The 17,132-nt window shown below is 61.1% G+C and carries 17 protein-coding genes; 9 read left to right on the forward strand and 8 right to left on the reverse strand.

All coding sequences use genetic code 11. From position 1 onward, the window contains the following. The first annotated feature begins 113 nt into the window (after window positions 1–113). Window positions 114–833: a response regulator gene (locus tag OP496_RS07015; RefSeq protein ID WP_280562796.1), complete on the forward strand. Its 720-nt coding sequence runs from the start codon at window positions 114–116 to the stop codon at window positions 831–833. A gap of 5 nt (window positions 834–838) precedes the next feature. Beyond that, on the forward strand, window positions 839–2,482 hold the full coding sequence (locus tag OP496_RS07020) for an ATP-binding protein (RefSeq protein ID WP_280562797.1): 1,644 nt from the start codon (window positions 839–841) through the stop codon (window positions 2,480–2,482). Between the two features lie 71 nt (window positions 2,483–2,553). On the opposite strand, the gene OP496_RS07025 is transcribed toward OP496_RS07020, so the two are convergent. Then, window positions 2,554–3,468 (reverse strand): LysR family transcriptional regulator, encoded by a 915-nt coding sequence (locus OP496_RS07025; protein WP_280562799.1) that lies wholly within the window; start codon window positions 3,466–3,468, stop codon window positions 2,554–2,556. Between the two features lie 146 nt (window positions 3,469–3,614). Between OP496_RS07025 and metE the strand changes: the two genes are divergently transcribed. The 3 genes from metE (at window position 3,615) to OP496_RS07040 (ending at window position 7,620) form a co-directional block, all read left to right on the forward strand. Further along, a complete protein-coding gene (gene metE / locus OP496_RS07030; protein WP_280562800.1) occupies window positions 3,615–5,900 on the forward strand; it encodes a 5-methyltetrahydropteroyltriglutamate--homocysteine S-methyltransferase in 2,286 nt (761 codons plus the stop codon). Window positions 5,901–6,086: 186 nt separating this feature from the next. Beyond that, window positions 6,087–6,875: a C-type lysozyme, inhibitor gene (locus OP496_RS07035; protein WP_280562801.1), complete on the forward strand. Its 789-nt coding sequence runs from the start codon at window positions 6,087–6,089 to the stop codon at window positions 6,873–6,875. Between the two features lie 130 nt (window positions 6,876–7,005). Beyond that, the gene (locus OP496_RS07040; protein ID WP_280562802.1) at window positions 7,006–7,620 is read left to right on the forward strand and encodes an NAD(P)H-dependent oxidoreductase; all 615 of its coding nucleotides are present in this window, start codon (window positions 7,006–7,008) and stop codon (window positions 7,618–7,620) included. A 62-nt stretch (window positions 7,621–7,682) separates the two neighbouring features. Here the strand turns inward: OP496_RS07040 and OP496_RS07045 are convergent, their stop codons facing one another. Next, window positions 7,683–8,756, reverse strand: a complete 1,074-nt coding sequence (locus OP496_RS07045) for a metal-dependent hydrolase (RefSeq protein ID WP_280562803.1) — start codon at window positions 8,754–8,756, stop codon at window positions 7,683–7,685. 43 nt (window positions 8,757–8,799) lie between these two features. Continuing rightward, window positions 8,800–9,339, reverse strand: a complete 540-nt coding sequence (locus OP496_RS07050) for a DNA-3-methyladenine glycosylase I (RefSeq protein WP_280562804.1) — start codon at window positions 9,337–9,339, stop codon at window positions 8,800–8,802. Window positions 9,340–9,455: 116 nt separating this feature from the next. Here OP496_RS07050 and OP496_RS07055 point away from each other — a divergent pair, with 116 nt between their 5' ends. After that, window positions 9,456–9,896: a VOC family protein gene (locus tag OP496_RS07055; RefSeq protein WP_280562805.1), complete on the forward strand. Its 441-nt coding sequence runs from the start codon at window positions 9,456–9,458 to the stop codon at window positions 9,894–9,896. Between the two features lie 93 nt (window positions 9,897–9,989). After that, a complete protein-coding gene (locus OP496_RS07060) occupies window positions 9,990–10,679 on the forward strand; it encodes a uracil-DNA glycosylase family protein (RefSeq protein ID WP_280562806.1) in 690 nt (229 codons plus the stop codon). A gap of 30 nt (window positions 10,680–10,709) precedes the next feature. Here OP496_RS07060 and OP496_RS07065 read toward each other — a convergent pair whose 3' ends face one another. After that, a complete protein-coding gene (locus tag OP496_RS07065; RefSeq protein ID WP_280562807.1) occupies window positions 10,710–11,114 on the reverse strand; it encodes a DoxX family protein in 405 nt (134 codons plus the stop codon). Between the two features lie 328 nt (window positions 11,115–11,442). On the opposite strand from OP496_RS07065, the gene OP496_RS07070 reads away from it, so the two are divergent. After that, window positions 11,443–12,540, forward strand: coding sequence for a GGDEF domain-containing protein (locus tag OP496_RS07070; protein WP_280562808.1), 1,098 nt, complete (start codon window positions 11,443–11,445; stop codon window positions 12,538–12,540). 241 nt (window positions 12,541–12,781) lie between these two features. Further along, the gene (locus OP496_RS07075; protein WP_280562809.1) at window positions 12,782–13,963 is read left to right on the forward strand and encodes a GGDEF domain-containing protein; all 1,182 of its coding nucleotides are present in this window, start codon (window positions 12,782–12,784) and stop codon (window positions 13,961–13,963) included. A gap of 67 nt (window positions 13,964–14,030) precedes the next feature. Here OP496_RS07075 and OP496_RS07080 read toward each other — a convergent pair whose 3' ends face one another. From OP496_RS07080 to OP496_RS07095, 4 genes are all read right to left on the reverse strand, one after another. Then, the gene (locus OP496_RS07080; protein ID WP_280562810.1) at window positions 14,031–14,735 is read right to left on the reverse strand and encodes a phosphatase PAP2 family protein; all 705 of its coding nucleotides are present in this window, start codon (window positions 14,733–14,735) and stop codon (window positions 14,031–14,033) included. Between the two features lie 129 nt (window positions 14,736–14,864). Continuing rightward, complete coding sequence (locus OP496_RS07085; protein ID WP_280562811.1) at window positions 14,865–15,836, reverse strand: tRNA-dihydrouridine synthase family protein; 972 nt, start codon at window positions 15,834–15,836, stop codon at window positions 14,865–14,867. Window positions 15,837–15,914: 78 nt separating this feature from the next. Continuing rightward, window positions 15,915–16,535, reverse strand: coding sequence for a YigZ family protein (locus OP496_RS07090; protein ID WP_280562813.1), 621 nt, complete (start codon window positions 16,533–16,535; stop codon window positions 15,915–15,917). Beyond that, the gene (locus OP496_RS07095) at window positions 16,535–17,008 is read right to left on the reverse strand and encodes a LexA family transcriptional regulator (protein ID WP_280562814.1); all 474 of its coding nucleotides are present in this window, start codon (window positions 17,006–17,008) and stop codon (window positions 16,535–16,537) included. Before OP496_RS07095 ends, OP496_RS07090 begins: the two co-directional genes overlap by 1 nt. Between the last annotated feature and the right edge of the window lie 124 nt (window positions 17,009–17,132).

Consider the following 17,132-nt stretch of genomic DNA (forward strand, 5'->3'; position numbering starts at 1 on the left):
GCTTATTCAGGCGACGTCTCTCTGGATAGCGCGAAGAATACAAAATAAAGATGAACGGAACTCGCACGACAAGGCCGAAGGTAGGCAGGGCTTCATGGCACTAATGTAAAGGGATGGATGACAGCTTGGACAGCAGCAGACATCACGATCACGTCCTGATCATAGAGGACGACGAGCGGCTGGCGCATCTGACGCGAGAGTACCTCGAGGCAAATGAATTCCAGGTCGATCTGGAATACGACGGTGCTCGTGCCGTGGAACGTATTCTCGACGAGCAGCCGGACATGGTCATTCTCGACCTCATGTTGCCTGGCGAGGATGGTCTTTCCATTTGCCGTCGCGTGCGTGCCCAGTATGCCGGCCCCATTCTCATGCTGACCGCGCGTACCGATGATATGGACCAGGTACTGGGGCTCGAAATGGGCGCCGACGATTATGTGCCCAAGCCGGTACAGCCACGCGTGCTGCTGGCGCGCATGCGTGCCTTGTTGCGCCGTGCCGATGCTCTGGACGCCGCCAGCGGCGCTACTCGGCTGAACTTCAGCGACTTGCTCATCGATAGCGCCACGCGAGAGGCTTGGCTCAACGACGAGCGCATCGACTTGACCAGCGCCGAGTTCGACCTGTTGTGGCTGTTGGCCGGTAATGCTGGTCGCGTACTGACCCGCGAGGAAATCTTTTCGCAGCTGCGGGGCATCAAGTACGACGGTCAGGATCGTTCCATCGATGTGCGAGTCTCGCGTATCCGGCCCAAGATCGGTGACGATCCCAACCATCCGCACCGAATCAAGACCGTGCGCAGCAAAGGGTATCTGTTCGTCAAGGACAGCTAACGTTGATGCGGCGAACCCTATCGGACAGCACCTTTCTGCGCGTTTACGCCTTGTTGTTGCTGGCGTTGGTGCTGACATTTGGACTCGCCTTGTTGGGATACTTGGTGGTCGATCAGGTGCGTCAGGAGAATTACCGCGAGCGCCTGGCCAGTGGCCCGATGCAGGTGCTTGCGCATCTGGCCGCCGAGCAGCCGGTCGACGAGCGCGACGAATGGCTGGCATCGATGTCATCGACGCTGGGTGTTCCCATGACGTTGCACCCCATCGATGACGTGTCGCTGAATTACTTCGATCGCTCGCGACTCAATGAAGGACGGCCGCTGATCGAGCGCCACGATGCGGCTTGGTCTGTGCTACGGCGTCTGCCGGATACGCCTTGGCTGCTGGAATTGCGTGTCGGTGGTCTCAAGGAGATGCAGTTACGCGGCGCAACCGAGGCCTTGCGAACCTGGCTCAGCGGCGTCTCGGAAGATGAACGCGACGAGCGTCTGGCGCGCCTTCAGCGTGTCTTCAAGATCCCGCTGGAGGTTTCACCGACGCCCCCCTCGGGTGTCGATCCTATCCAGCAATCGCGTCTCGAGGGCGGTGAAGTCGTCGTGCGACTCGAGCCGGGGCTCGGCGTGTTGTATGTGCACGCACGGCTAGGAGCGGATCGCTGGCTCAATATCGGCCCCGTCCCGTCCTTCGAACCGATGCCTATCTCGTTGGCGCTGGTCCTGCTGGGCATCATGTTGCTGGTGCTGGCAGGCACCATCTACTTCGTGGTGCGCGGTGTGGAAGGGCGCGTGGAGCGTCTGGAACGTGCCGCCACGCGTATTGCCGGGGGCCATCTGGATACTCGTGTCAAGGTCGAGAGCAACGACTTTCTCGGACGGCTGGGGATGGCCTTCAACGGCATGGCGGCCCAGGTGCAATCGTTGTTGCGCACGCAGCAGGAAATGATTCGCGCCGTCTCCCATGAATTGCGCACCCCGGTGGCACGTATCCGTTTCGCGGTGCAGATGGTCGAGGACATGACCGAGGAACCCGTGGTGCGGCGCCAGTTGCAGGATATCGACGGCGATATCGAAGAACTCGATCAGCTCGTCGACGAGATCTTGACCTACGCCCGCCTGGGGAGCGACAGCGCCCAGGGCATCCAACTGGCCACCGAAACCACCGATTGCCGTGCCATGGCCCATCGCGTGACCGATACTCTGGCACCGCTGCACGCGCATTTGCGCCTCGAAGTCCTGGACGGCGAGGAGGTCGATGTCGAGGCCGATCCGCGCTATCTGCAACGCGCGCTGTCCAATCTCGTGTCCAATGCCTGTCGCCATGCGGAAGGGCACATCCATGTCAGCGTGACACGGGAAGCGCGGGCCGTGCGCCTGGATGTCGAGGATGACGGCGCTGGTGTTCCCGAAGCCGACCGTCTGTTGATCTTCAAACCCTTCGCGCGTCTCGACGACAGTCGCACGCGGCGCTCCGGCGGTTATGGCCTGGGGCTCTCCATCGTGCAGAAAATCATGGCCTGGCATGGCGGCAGCGCGGTGGTCGAACGCAGCCCGCGGCTCGGCGGGGCGCGCTTTAGCCTGTTGTTGCCGACGTCGGACATGCTTCAGGGTGAGTCGCGCCACGCGCGGGGGCGCCGCCTGGGCAATACTTGACCGCTATCGTACTCGGCAGACGCTTGTATGCCGCAAGCGCTGGCGTGAAGCATGGCTAAGAAGAGACATGGCTACGCCGGCTTGATTCCCTCGAGTACCGAGAAGGAGGTCTCGCGCGCGGTGCGCAGGAAGTCCTCCATCCATGGCTCGTCACGACTCTCCTCGCGAATCGCCGCGAACAGTGTGCTCCATACCCCCTGCTCGCCGAGATGCAGGGCGCGTACATAACCGCGCTCCAGATACTCGGTGAGCGCCCAGTTGGGCAGTGCGCAGACCCCCCGGCCGCTGGCGACCAATTGCATCATCATGATCGTCAACTCGGCGGTGCGCACCTCGGCCGGCGTGAAGCCCGCGGGTGTCAGAAACTGGGTGAAGACGTCGAGGCGCGTGTGTTCCACCGGATAAGTGATCAGTGTCTCGCTGGCCAATTGTTCCGGCGTGACCCAGTCGCGGCGTGCCAGGGCATGCTGCTTGCCCACCGCGAGTAGGCCTTCGTAGCGGAACAAGGGTTCGTAATGAATCCCGGCCAGCGGCTGGGGATCGGCAGTGATCACCAAATCCAGCGATTCCCGCGCCAGTGACGGCAAGGCGTCGAAGCTGTAGCCGCTGGGGATATCGACCTCGACCTCCGGCCAGTGATCGCGAAAGTGATCGATGGTCGGCATCAACCACTGAAAGCAGCTATGACATTCGATCGCCATGTGCAAGCGCCCTTGTTCATGGCCGGCCAGGCGTGCCAGGTCGCGTTCCGCCATGCGGATCTGCGGCAGAATCTGTTCGGCCAGCGCTAGCAGGCGCTCGCCCGCCCGCGTGAAGGTGACCGGGCGTGTCTTGCGCTGGAACAGGGGCGTGTCCAGGCGCTCCTCGAGATCCTTGATCTGATGCGAGAGCGCCGATTGGGTGAGATGCACGCGTTCGGCGGCCTCGACGAGCGAGCCCGCGTCACGTAGTGCGATCAAGGTGCGGAGATGGCGAAGCTCGAGCATGGTGTATGAGAGCCGTTCATTTTAATGATTAGTTAATTTAGTTTGATTCACGCACTGCCGCCAGCGAGACTGCCCGCCAGCACATCACGGCGTCGCCGTGACCACGAAGTCACTTATTCTAGACGCATACCGCAAGGGGAAACACGATGGCGCTGGCACACATTCTGGGCTACCCGCGCATTGGCGCGAACCGTGAGTTGAAAAAGGCCGTCGAGGCCTACTGGAAAGGTGAAATCGATCAGGCCACGCTCGAGGAGAGCGGCAAGGCGTTGCGAGCCGCACACTGGCAAGCCAGTCGCGATGCGGGGCTCGATCTCGTCACCGTGGGCGACTTTGCCTTCTACGATCAGGTGCTCAACGTCAGTGCGCTGTTGGGGGCGGTGCCACCGCGTTTCGGTGCCGTCGAGGGCGAGGTCGACCTGGATACGACGTTCCGCATGGCGCGTGGTCGGGCGCCCACCGGCGAGCCGGCAGCAGCCTGCGAGATGACCAAGTATTTCGATACCAACTACCACTACCTGGTCCCTGAGTTGCACGCAGATCAACGCTTCCGGGTGGCCTCCACACGGTTGTTCGACGAAGTCGCCGAAGCTCAGGCCGAGGGACATTCGGTCAAGGTGGCGTTGCTGGGTCCCCTCAGTTGGTTGTGGCTGGCCAAGGAAAAAAGCGAGGGGCTCGATCGTCTGACCCTGCTCGATGCGCTGTTGCCGGTGTATGGCGAGATCCTCGAGCGTTTGTCGGCGCAGGGCGTCGAATGGGTGCAACTCGATGAGCCGGCCCTGGTGCAGGACTTGCCCCGTGACTGGCGCCAGGCCTACGAGGCTGCCTACAACAAGTTGCAGTCTGCGCGGGTCAAGCTTCTTGTGGCGACCTATTTCGGCGCCTTGGGCGATAACCTGGGCCTGGCCGCCGGGTTGCCGGTCGCCGGGCTGCACATCGATACGGTACGCGCGCCCGAACAGCTCGACGCGGTGCTCGACCGTCTTCCCACTTACAAGGTGCTGTCCATCGGCGCCATCGACGGACGCAATATCTGGCGCGCCGATCTGGCAGCACTGCGCGAGCGTTTGCAAGTGGCCCGCGCGCGTCTCGGCGAGCGTCTATGGATATCGGCCTCCTGCTCGCTGCTGCACGTGCCGGTGGACCTCGAGGCGGAAACCGACCTCGACGCCGAGCTCAAGAGCTGGTTGGCCTTCGCACGTCAAAAGCTAGATGAAGTCGTTACATTGGCGCACCTGCTCGATGGGCGCACTACGAACGAGGACACGGAGCGTCTGGACGCCGCTACACAGGCGCTGGAAGCACGCCGCAACTCCCCACGGATCCACAAGCCTGCTGTGGGTAAGCGACTGTCGGGCGTTTCTTCCGCTGATGCTGAACGTCCGAGCCCTTACGGTGCGCGTGCCAAGGCCCAGCGGCGTCATCTCGACCTGCCGCTGTTCCCGACCACCACGATCGGCTCGTTCCCGCAGACGCAGGACATCCGCGCCGCGCGCCGTGCCTTCAAGAATGGCGAATGGGACCGCGATGCCTACGAGACCCGTATGCGCGAGGAGATCGTCCACGCCGTCGAACGCCAGGAAGCCCTGGATATCGACGTGCCGGTCCACGGCGAGCCCGAGCGTAACGACATGGTCGAGTACTTCGGCGAACTGCTGGATGGCTTTGCCTTCACGCGCTTCGGCTGGGTGCAGAGTTACGGTTCACGTTGCGTGAAGCCACCGGTGATCTTCGGCGATGTGAGCCGCCCCGGCCCGATGACGGTGCGTTGGAGCGAGTACGCGCAATCGCTAACCGACAAGCCCATGAAGGGTATGCTCACTGGCCCGGTGACGATTCTGCAATGGTCCTTCGTACGCGACGACCAGCCGCGCGATGCCACCTGCCGTCAAATCGCCCTGTCGCTGCGGGATGAGGTCGCCGATCTCGAAGCGGCGGGTATCAAGATCATCCAGATCGACGAGCCGGCACTGCGTGAAGGCCTGCCGCTGCGGCAGGGCGAATGGCAGGGGTATCTCGACTGGGCGGTGGAAAGCTTCAAGTTGAGCGCGGCCGTGGCTCGCGACGAGACGCAGATCCATACCCACATGTGTTACTCGGAGTTCAACGACATCATCGCGGCGATTGCGGCCCTGGACGCCGACGTGATCACCATCGAGACGTCGCGTTCGGACATGGAGTTACTCGACGCCTTCCAAGACTTCGCCTATCCCAACGAGATCGGACCGGGCGTTTACGATATCCACTCTCCCAATATTCCCGAGGTGGAATGGATGGTGCAGTTGATGGAAAAAGCCGCCGAGAAGATCCCCGCCGAGCGACTTTGGGTCAATCCGGATTGCGGGCTGAAAACGCGTGGTTGGGCGGAAGTCGAGCCAGCATTGGCCAACATGGTCGATGCGGCCAAGGAATTGCGTCGCCGCCACGGGTGAGCTTTTCGCGTGGATGCCATTAACGCGCCGCCGAGCCACCGCTCGGCGGCGCGTTTCTTATGGTACCGGCGTTTCTCATGGCATGAGGACTGCTATGCTATCGGTCTTCTTTGATTGAATGATATCGCATGCAATATGTCTCGCTGATGGAAGTGGGGCGGGTCCTGACCAGCAAGGAGAAGCTGAATGTTCCCCAAAATGTCTCGGCGTGCGCGGCACGTTTTGTCGGCTGTGGTATGTGTCGCTGTGTTGGGCGGCTGTGCGAGTACCGAGAAGCCACCCCAGGTGAGCGACGCCTCGGGAAGCGATTTTACCCCGCCGCCGCGTCTCGATGTGCCGGATGAGAATGACGACGCCCCCAAGTCGCCGCTGCTGCCGAGCGCTTTCTTTGCCGATGGCGCGGAGGCATTCGTGTCCTGGCGCTGTACACCGGCACAGGATCTCATCTCGGCCTCGCCCGGGGATCATCTGCGATTGTGGTCGGCTCAGGGATACTACGGGCTCGAGCGTAGCGTGGTCGCCGAGGGCAAGCGCTACCGCAAAGGCACCCTGACGTTTGCCCAGCAGGGCGACGAGGCGCACGTCGAAAGCGACAACGGCCAGCTCGCCTGCCAGCAAGATGCGCGTCGCGATGCGATCACGCGCGCCGACGCCCCGAATGCGATTTTCAAGGGGCAGGGTAACGAGCCTGGATGGACGCTCGAACTCGACCGCGAGACGCCTCAACTCAGGCTGGTCACGCAATACGGCGAACAAAAGCGCACGCTGGATTATCGGGTTACGCGGCTCGATAACGGTCATCAGGCTGCCATGACGCTCGAGGCTGGCGACGCCGACGCGCCGGTGATCGTCGAGCTCAAGGCGCGGGCCTGTTTCGACAGCATGAGTGGCAAACCGTATCCCGTTCAGGTGCGTGTCGAGGAGGCGGGGCGTACCTGGGTCGGCTGCGGGCAGGGCGTCGAGCGAACACGCTGAGCCGTAGGTGAAAACCGTTTCATGATATCGAACGCTTCATGGGCTTTTTTGCGTTTTTCTTTTCAAACAGGGCAACGAATAATACGTCTATTCGCATCACATGCCCTGAACCCAATGAGAGGAATTCCGCATGGCCGTTCGCAATATTCTGCTGGTGACTGCTTCTATCCTCGGTGAACATGGCCAGTCACGTGCGCTGGCGACGCATTTCAAGGCGCAGCTTGGCGCGCGCGATGATATCCAGCTCACCGAGCGCGATGTCGTGACGCTCGACCTTCCGCACCTCGACGGCGCCGAAATGGCCAGTTGGATGACCGCTCCCGCTGAGCGTGATGCGGCCCAGCAGGAATTGGCCGAGCGTTCCGATACGCTGGTCGAAGAGGTGTTGGCACACGACCTGATCGTGTTGGCGGTGCCGCTTTACAATCTTGGCATTCCCAGCCAGCTCAAGGCGTGGTTCGACCGTGTTCTGCGGGCCGGCAAGACGTTCAAGTATACAGAGCACGGCCCGGTGGGGCTGATCGAAGGGAAGCGCGCCCTGGTGCTCGCGGCGCGTGGCGGTCAGTACGTCGGCACTGAGATGGATACTCAGACCGGCCACGTCAGCAGTCTGCTGGGCTTGGTCGGCATTCGCGACATCGACTGGATCTACGCGGAAGGTCTCAACATGGGCGAGGCAGTACGTGAGCAGGCCATGGGTGAAGCGCGTCAGGCCGTGGCGAATTACACCGCGGAACGTCTCTGACGCGTGACGCAGTGCCCGCAAACAAAGCAGAAGGCGGCTCAAGATGAGCCGCCTTATTTGTGTCAGGGCGATATGCCTGGCATGAGGCACTGGATCTGGCGCTCGTCCAGTGACAAGCAGGTGTCGGCCTGCGGCACGAACACACGGCTAAACAGCGAGGCGAAGGCTTTCTCATCGGGGCGCGCGCCGACAATACGTTCACTGTCTATAGGATGCCAGCCCTCGGCGTCGCGCTCGGCAAGCGTGAAATTGAACATGTGGTAGCCGGGCGTGCCTAGACGCAGGTCGGTGGCGATCAACTGGGTGGTGCCCTGGCGTTCCGCGGTGCGATAGCGCAAGAAAGGCCCGGCGAACCACGCAAGACGCTGCCCGGCCGCCGTCGCCAACGCGGCGTCCTGCCATGCGCCGCCACGTGGCAGGCGGGTCAGCGCCATCGGCGTGTGGCCATCGAAGAGGCTCACGACGCCTTCGTAGTAGGCGTCGTCTTGGACGACCGTGACACGCCAGAGCAGGATGTTGAAAGGCGTTGGCTGGACCAGACGCGCGGCGTCTTCGAGCCCTTGGCTGGCGAGACTCGGTCCGATGCGTGCGTTCACGGTGTTCTGTGCGGCGACCGCGAACGTCAGATAAAAACAAGCGAGCGTTAGTCCCCAGCCCAGCAGGCGCGGCGAATAGCCCTTGATCAGTGCGGCGGCCACGCCCACCAGCAATGGCAGCGTAAAAAGCGGGTCGATGATGAAAATGCTGTGCCAACTCACTGGTGGCGTCGTCATCGGCCACCAGAGTTGGGTGCCATAGGTGGTGAAGGCATCCAGCATTGGATGTGTCAGCAGGCAGCCGCCAAACAGCAGACCCCAGCGCCATGTGCCGATGGGCGGCGAAATTTGACGCCAACGCTCGCCTGCTCGGGCCAGTACGGTCAGCAGGAAGGCGAGGGTGCCGAGTACCCAAAGGGAATGGCTGAATCCCCGGTGATAGGTGTATTCGGCCACGGCGTCGCCATAGTCGATGACTACGTCGAGATCGGGCAATGTGCCGAGCACAGCACCGGCGATGACGGCCTTGCGTCCTAGACGGCGGCCCAGCACAGTGCCGCCGATGGCGGCACCGAGGCAGGCCTGCGTCAGTGAATCCATGCGCTGTGATCTCCCCTAGCGGCGGCGTGTTTCTGGTGGGCGTTCATTCGGTGTTCAGCCACGGTGGCCGTTGTGCGCGTACCCGGTGTTGGGTCGGACAGTCCTCGCGATGGGCTCCCGGCAGGTAGCCGGTACTCATCAAAAATTCGTTGACGATCTCGGGACCGGTGAAGCGGAAGGTGCGTTTGAATAGCTTCACCCATTCCGACAATGCGAGCGGATGATGCGCGTCGAGCCAGGCGGCGAAGCTACCGTGAGACGCCTGCAAGGCGAGCACGACATTGGCATTGTGAATCGCGGCGTCGACTTTGCGCCGATTGCGGATGATACCTGCATCCGAGAGCAGACGCGCCCTTTGCGTATCGTCGTAGGCGGCGACGCGTGCCACGGCAAAGTCATCGAAGGCCATTGAGAACGCCTCGCGCTTCTTGAGTACCGTCAGCCAGGAGAGCCCAGCCTGGTTGATTTCCAGGATCAAGCGCTCGAAGAGCCGGTCGTCGTCGCGCACGGGAAATCCGTACTCGTGGTCATGGTAGGGGCCATGAAAGGGATGACCGGGAGCGTGGTCGCAATACGTACTCATGGAAAGTGTGCCTCGCGGAGTGTTGACGAATCGCCCTGCCGGTGATGAATTCGCCGTGACCGGCGGGCTGGTTTACCATAGACGTTTAGCCTGCATAACATCATGAGGAGACTACCATGCAGTACCTGCACACGATGGTCCGTGTCGCCGATCTCGACGCCTCGCTGCGTTTCTACTGTGACCTGCTGGGCCTCAAGGAAGTGCGACGCAAGGAGAACGAAAAGGGTCGTTTCACGCTGGTATTCCTCGCCGCGCCGGAGGACGAGGAACGTTCGCGCGAGCAAAAGGCTCCGGAGGTCGAGCTCACCTACAACTGGGACCCGGAAACGTATACCGGCGGTCGTAACTTTGGTCACCTGGCGTATCGTGTCGATGATATCTACGCCCTGTGCCAGTACCTGATGGACAACGGCGTGACCATCAATCGCCCGCCGCGCGATGGTCACATGGCTTTCGTTCGCTCGCCGGACGATATCTCCGTGGAGTTGTTGCAAAAGGGCGATGCGTTGCCCGCTCAGGAACCGTGGGCGTCGATGGAAAATACCGGCAGCTGGTAAGCCGCCACGCGTCGCGTCCCGTTCCCGCGCTGGGTGGGACGCGGCTATCGCCGCAGGCCGGAAAACCCCCATGAACTTGAAAGGACACCCAGGATGTCACAGGACGTGACCCTTCCCTCGGCGTTACGCGATGCATTCCGCCGTGAAGCCGACACGCTCGACAGCATCGATCGCGATGTCTACCTCGCCAACCGGCGTGACCCGCTGGAGCCGATCATCGGCTTGGGCCCACGCGACGCACCGGTGGGATTTTTCGGACGCGACCCCGGTCGTCAGGAGGTCGTGCATGGCGCGCCCTTCGTAGGCAGCGGTGGCCAGAAGGTGCGCGCCGGGCTGTACAAGCATCTGCACGGGGAGGCGCTGCCCGATTTCGAAGCCTCACTCGCCGTGGGGCGGCGTTATTTTTGGGCCAATACCGTGCCCTACAAGCCGACCGGCAACAAGGCGTGGTCGATGGCGGTCAAGAAGCGCTTTCAGCCCTTGATGGCGGAGCTTTTGATCGCGCACTGGCAAGGCCGCACTCTGATTACCCTGGGGCGTGAGGCGTTCTTGTGGTTCGCCATCGGTCAGTCGCGTGAGATCAAGCGTGAACTGGAGACTTTCTGGGCTCGCGAGGACCGTTTCGAGGCGCTGCATACCACCCTGCTGTCACTCCCCGATGGGCGTAGTGCCGAGTTCCAACTGGCGCCGCTGCCGCACCCTTCTCCTCTCAACCAAACTTGGTTCAAGCGTTTTCCGGCACTGCTAGAGGCACGCCTCGCTGCTCTGGAGCGTGCCCACTGAGTGGTGTGCGGAGTGGTATAAGGCGCTGAATTAGTCGGGGTGCATCGCCAAACGCCCGCTGCCCATGAACATGATCGCCAGGGCACCGCACAGAAAAATGCCCTGTAATTCCAGCGTCCAGCCACCTTGCGCGTTGAGCGTCAGCAATTCGTCGTGGTGGACGAGGATAAACGCCACCAGCATGTCGCCGCCCATCAACAGGCCGCCGATGCGCGCCTGCCAACCCAGGATGGCCATCAACGGCGCAACGATCTCACCGATGAGCACCCCATACGCGAGGAAGATCGGGACGCCCATGGCGTCGAGCATGTTGCCGATGTCGGTAATGCTGGTGGGTGACAAGAGCTTGTCGACGCCGTGTAGCAGAATCAGCCCACCCACGGCCAGGCGCAGAATCAGTTTTCCCAGGTCGTCATGATGCAGCAGTCGTTGCATAGGCTCGATATCCTTCATCGTTTGAAACCGGCATCCAGCCGGGCAAGGCGTGTGAACTTTCGCATGTTCGCGCGTCGCTCACCAGTAACGCCACTTCTTAACATTTATTTACGTTTTGCTGGCACTTTAGCGTGCATTAACTAAGCTTTCTTAGAAATACCGCTGGAAGCGGATCTTGCAGATATTGGCACCGACACTGGCGGGTAAGACCGTCATCCGGTGAAGACATATAACGATCCTTGCCCTGAGGCCCACTGAAAAGGGGCAGAGGCGAGGACGCTACGTTGCGAATCACGCAACGGTACGCGGGTAAAAAGGGATATCCCAGATGACTTCAAGGGCCTTACAGCGGCTCTGGGGATGGTCGTGCAGTGCGCCGGGGGCGTTGCCGCTGGAGCATCGACGCAGCTATGAGGTGGTAGCGCAGACCTTCGTGCTCGCAAGCCTGGGGCATTTGTTGTTTGCATGCGTGCTGATCGGCTTGCAGATCCCGCTGCTGATTATTTTGAACCTCGCCTGCGTGGTGACCAATACGGCAGCGTTGATGCTGCACCGGCGCTTGCAACTGACTCAGGCGATGACCGTCAAGCTGGCCGCCACGCTGGTGTTGATCACGCTGAGCGTATGGCTGATCGGTGCCGATGCTGGCTTCGAATATTACTTTTTTTTGCTGCTTTGCGAGATGTTGATCAGCGATATGGCGGCCCGTTACAAGATCGTGATGAGTACCACGATCGGTAGCGTGGCGCTGGCTACGTTGTTGATGGCACCGCACTCCACTCCTTGGATGCTTGAAACAGCCGATTTCCGCGAGGACATCCGCATGACCAATCTGGTCATGGTCTTTTTGATTCTGGGGCTGATTCTGTGGCGGCTGCATGCCATCACCGAGCGTTGCGAGCACCATTTTCGACGCGACGCCACCCATGATTATCTCACCACAGTGCTCAACCGGCGCGCCATCTTTCATGAAGCCGACATGCTGTGGCAGCAGGAGCGGAATTTCACGCTGCTGCTGCTCGATGCCGACCACTTCAAGCAGGTCAATGATACCCATGGTCATACTGCAGGCGACGAAGTCTTGCGTCACCTGGCGTATATAGTGCGAAGCGCCTTGCGCGAAAACGACCGTCTCGGGCGCGTAGGCGGCGAGGAATTCTTGATCGTATTCCCCGACAGCACGCGAGATGAGGTGCTCTCGGTCGCATCGCGCATTCGTCGATGCCTGGTCGACCAGCCGTGTCGGATGGAAGCGTTAACCCTCCCGGTAACGTTCTCCATGGGCATGGCCGCGGCTCAGGAAGCCACATCATTGCAAGCGCTCATCGACATGGCCGATCGCCGCTTGTATCGCGCCAAGTCGGCCGGACGCGATCAATTGGTCATGAGTGACCTGGAAATCATCGGGCCGGCGGCGGCGTTGTGACATGCCTGGAAACGCCGTGCGGATATCGTTTCGTCTCATACGGATATCCTAGCGCAACGAAGCGGCAACATGGCATTTTGCTTATTTGGCGTTTGACGAATTTCATGCTGCAAAGCGGCTAAATTCATACACGAATCGTCCTTTTGATGCGCCGAATATGGCTAACCTTGCTAGGGAATCGATGCAGGGGGAGGCCCGTCGCATGACGTGGCCTAACGCAATAAAAAGGGATTCATTCATCATGCCGCTACGTACCTATCGCCTCTGGGGGGGCCGAGGCGCCGCGTTGCCTCCGTCTTGCCCTCTGCCGCCGGAATACCGCCGTTATTTCGATACCTTTGCCCATCTGTATGCCATGGCGTTGGTGGCCTATGCCGGCTTGATGCTGCCGCTTTTCGTCTGGCTAGGACGCCCCGGGCCGATATTGATCGTTCTATGCAGCATCTTGATGACGCTCGGCGCGCGCGGGCTGCATCATCGGGGCTATATGGCCTGGGGCGCGGCCTTGCTGTGGGGCATGATGCTGCTGCTGATTGGCGAGGCTATTCGCCTCTACGGCGCCGGCGTCGGCTTCGAATTCTACGTGGGCCTGGCACTACTGGTGCTGCATATCAGTGCGATCCCGCGCAGCTACAAGATCGTATTGTCGCTGTTGCTGCTGGGCGTGACTGGCGCGTTGTTGATGAGCATGCACCGGGGGGAGGGCCAAGTCGCGCTGCCCTCCGCGACGTCGACGTGGCTGTTGTGGGTCAATCTAGTGCTGACCGGAACGCTATTCGCTGGTGTGCTGATGGGGCTGGAAGGCGTGACCGAACGGCTCGAACGTGCGTATCGCCGTGAAGCGCTACACGACATGCTGACTGGTGCTCTCAATCGTCGCGCGATCGTCGCCATTGCCGAGCGCTGGCAGCGCGCCAAGCGGCCTTTCGCCGTGGTGTTGCTGGATGTCGATCATTTCAAGCGGTTCAATGATCTACATGGGCATGCCGCGGGAGACGCAGCGCTCTGTCATCTCGTGAATTGCCTGCGCCAGGGGTTGCGCGACGGCGATATGCTGGGGCGTTACGGCGGTGAGGAATTCATGCTGCTGCTCCCGGGAACGTCGCGTGTTGCTGCCATGGCGGTCGCCGAGCGCATCGCGACCATCGTGCGCGATCAGCCATTGGTGCTGCCCGACAAGTCGCTCGGGATGACCGTCAGCCAGGGTCTCGCCATTCAGGAGGAGGCGGCGACGCTAAGCGCCATGACCGCCTTGGCCGATCGGCGGTTGTATGCCGCCAAAGGCGCAGGGCGCGATCGTGTCATGGTTTGGGAAACTTTTGACAGATTGTTCCCCATACCGACCCGGTGTGTCGTCGAAGGCGCCGAGGCGTGTCCCTTCGAACCGCCTCGGCGACATGACGATTCAGCGGTCAAGGCGTGAGACGCGCATGCAATGATAAATGTTGAAGCGCACGAGATGGAGACCCAGCGATATCTAAGCGTGACGGTTAGTGATGACGGCGGGGCAGGAGTCGCTCAAGGCCTTGATGCAGGCATTGCGCGCTGCGCTTGGCGATGGGCGTGCACAAAACCCATGGCAGCAATAGCAGGGCAATGGACAGGGAGCCGACGAAGATGTCGCTAAACCAGTGAGCGCCGACCATGATGCGAGGTGCCGTAGCGGCCAGCACCAAAAGAATACTGGCGATACGGGTGAGGCGGTCACCGAAGGTCAGCATGAAGCCCGCAAAGATCATCGCCATGATGCCGTGGTCACCAGGGAAGCTATTGCCCGCTTGGTCCTTGGTAGCAAAGGTGACGAACTGCGAGACCAAGTTGACGTTGTCAAAGACTTTGGTGGGACTCGGGTGACCATAGGTAATGATATGGCGGACTAGTTCATTGATGATTCCCGCTGTGAGCAGCATGGTAAATCCGATACCGAGCCAACGGCGCCAACCCCCATTTCGATCACGATAGCAGGCATAGCCCATGGTCCCCAGCATGCAGCATATGATCAGCAAGTCGAACTTGCGATTGTTAAGCGCAGCTATAATGGTTGTCCAATGGGGGTTGTCGGCCGTCAAGGTGTGGTTGAATAACCAAAAAACACCGTCATCGAGCGTGGACCAAAGTGTGAACTGAGGAATCCACCAGCTTGTGATCAGGGCAATGCCCATCAAGTTAAATAGGATAATACGGGCGATATTCATGACAATAGTGCTTCAGTAGCAAGTTGTAGAGCGATATTTTACGTCTTTATATTGTTCGTGAACAGTGTTTCTTATCGCTTTATCTCTTTGCTACGGCTGTGGCGCGCACCGTTGAAATCGGCTTGGCGTTTACGGAGCCTTCAGTCCAGTGAGGAAACTCGTCAACTCGGTACGGCGTCGCAGGGCGGTGAAGCGTCTGGCAGCTTCGTCGTCACGCCCACGCATCTGGTTGAGCCACTGCTTGAGCAGCGAGACCACGATCTTTTCCGGCAGGTGCATGCGCATACGCTGAGCATAGGCCGTCAGCATTTCGGCACGCGCCGCCCAGGGCGTCTCCGTCAAGTGCTCGCCGGTACGCTGCCAATGCTTGATGCGCCGCGCCAACCAGGGGTCGGCGAGCATACCGCGCCCGAGCATCACGTCCGTGCAGCCTGACAGCGTACGCGCCTTCCAATAGTCTTCCAGTGTCCATATATCGCCGTTGGCGATGACCGGTATCGTCAGCCGGGCGCGAATGCGTCCGATCCATTCCCAATGCGCGGGCGGTCGATACCCTTCGCGACGGGTTCGGGCATGCACCACCAGGTGTGCCGCACCTCCGGCTTCGGCGGCCTCGGCACAGGCAAGTGCCACTTGTTTGTCGTCAAATCCCAGGCGGATCTTGGCAGTCACGTCGATCCCCAGGGGCGTCAGTGCCTCATGTACGGCACGCACGACGCTGTAGACGCGCTGTGGGTCGCGCAGCAGCGAGGCGCCCCCATCATGGCGATTGACAGTCTTGGCCGGGCAGCCGAAGTTGAGATCGACCTGGCGGGCGCCGAGCGCCTGGGCGTGTACCGCGTTTGCCGCCAGGGCATCGGGATCGGAGCCGAGTAGCTGCAGGTGGACCGGTGTGTCGCTTGAAGTCGCGCAAGCGGCCTGTTCGAGCTCGGGACAGTGACGCAGGAACACTCGGGCCGGCAGACGCGCGTCGACCACGCGCACGAATTCGGTCACCGTCCAGTCGAGCGCACCGTCGGCGCTCAACAAATCCCGCGTGACTACATCGATCACGCCTTCCATCGGGGCCAGGCCGATGCGCCCGCTGGCCACTTGCATCATGTCGTCGTCATTACTCTGGGTGTCATTGCAAAATTTCGCGTATGGGTACGACAACGCCAACGTCGGTGTCGTCTGGTGTCAGGAAGGTTCTAGCGACGTGAGCCGCCCCTTGAGGCGCGAGGTCAGATCGCTCAAGTCACTGTCGCGCTCGCGGGGCCATGCGATGTCGAGTGTCACGCCATCGGCGTCGTAATCAGCGCTTTCGATGAGGGCGTCCTGCGTGGTGAGCCACTCGCGGGCAACGGCCTCGCCGGCAAAATCAATGCGTATCCGTAGTGTTCGACGCTCGATGAAGGGGCGCCGGGGTAGACCCTCGAGTGCCTGGATGACCGCCTGTGTATAGGCGCGGATCAAGCCACCGGTGCCCAGCTTGGTGCCGCCGAAGTAACGAATCACCACGCAGCCGATCTGTCCCAAACCCGAGCCTTCCAGTGCCTGATACATGGGCCGCCCCGCGGTGCCGCCGGGCTCGCCATCGTCGGAAAAGCCGATGGCATTCTGCTCGCCGGGCGCGCCAGCGATATAGGCCGTGCAGTGATGGCTAGCGTTGGGATGAGCAGCCCGCGCTTGCGCCAGCAACGCGTCGAAACTGGCGATATCGGGGATGAAGGCCGTCCAGGTAATGAAGCGGCTTTTCTCGATTTCGATCTCGTGGTCGCGATACTCGCCGGATGCGAGGTCGGGAATCGCGTAGCGCATCAGTGACTCGTGGTCGCGTGACGCATCACGCCCATCACCAGACCCAGCACTTGTACGTCGTCGTTCTTGAGATAGATGGGCGCCATGTCATCGTTGGCGGGTTGCAGGCGCACGCCGGATTTCTCGATGTAAAGCCGCTTGAGCGTGACTTCCTGGTTATTGATCTGTACCACGGCGGTTTCGCCGTTCTCGGCTGACTCGAAGCGCTCGATGATGATGATGTCGCCATCGAAGATGTTGCTGTCGATCATCGAATTGCCGCGCACGCGCAAGGCATAGGTATTGCGTCGTACCATGCGCGACGGCACGTGAATGGCCTCGTCGTCGAGGCAAGCCTCCATGGGCAGCCCGGCGGCAACCACGCCCAGCAAGGGAATCTCGACGAAATCGGTGGCGTCGATCTCTTCCCAGGCGGCGTCCGATAGTGGCAGGTTCGGCAGGCGCTGCAGATAGTGCGGCGTAACGTGCGACATGACCCTCTCCCTCGGATGATCCTTCGGCATCATAGCAAGGCGAAGCGAGGCGGCAAATCCCGCTAGCGGCGTGGCGTTAATGATGGGGCTTGGGCCACGCCCGCGCCTCGGATAGACTGCGGGC

Source organism: Chromohalobacter sp. 48-RD10, from assembly GCF_029889785.1.
Lineage (GTDB): Bacteria > Pseudomonadota > Gammaproteobacteria > Pseudomonadales > Halomonadaceae > Chromohalobacter.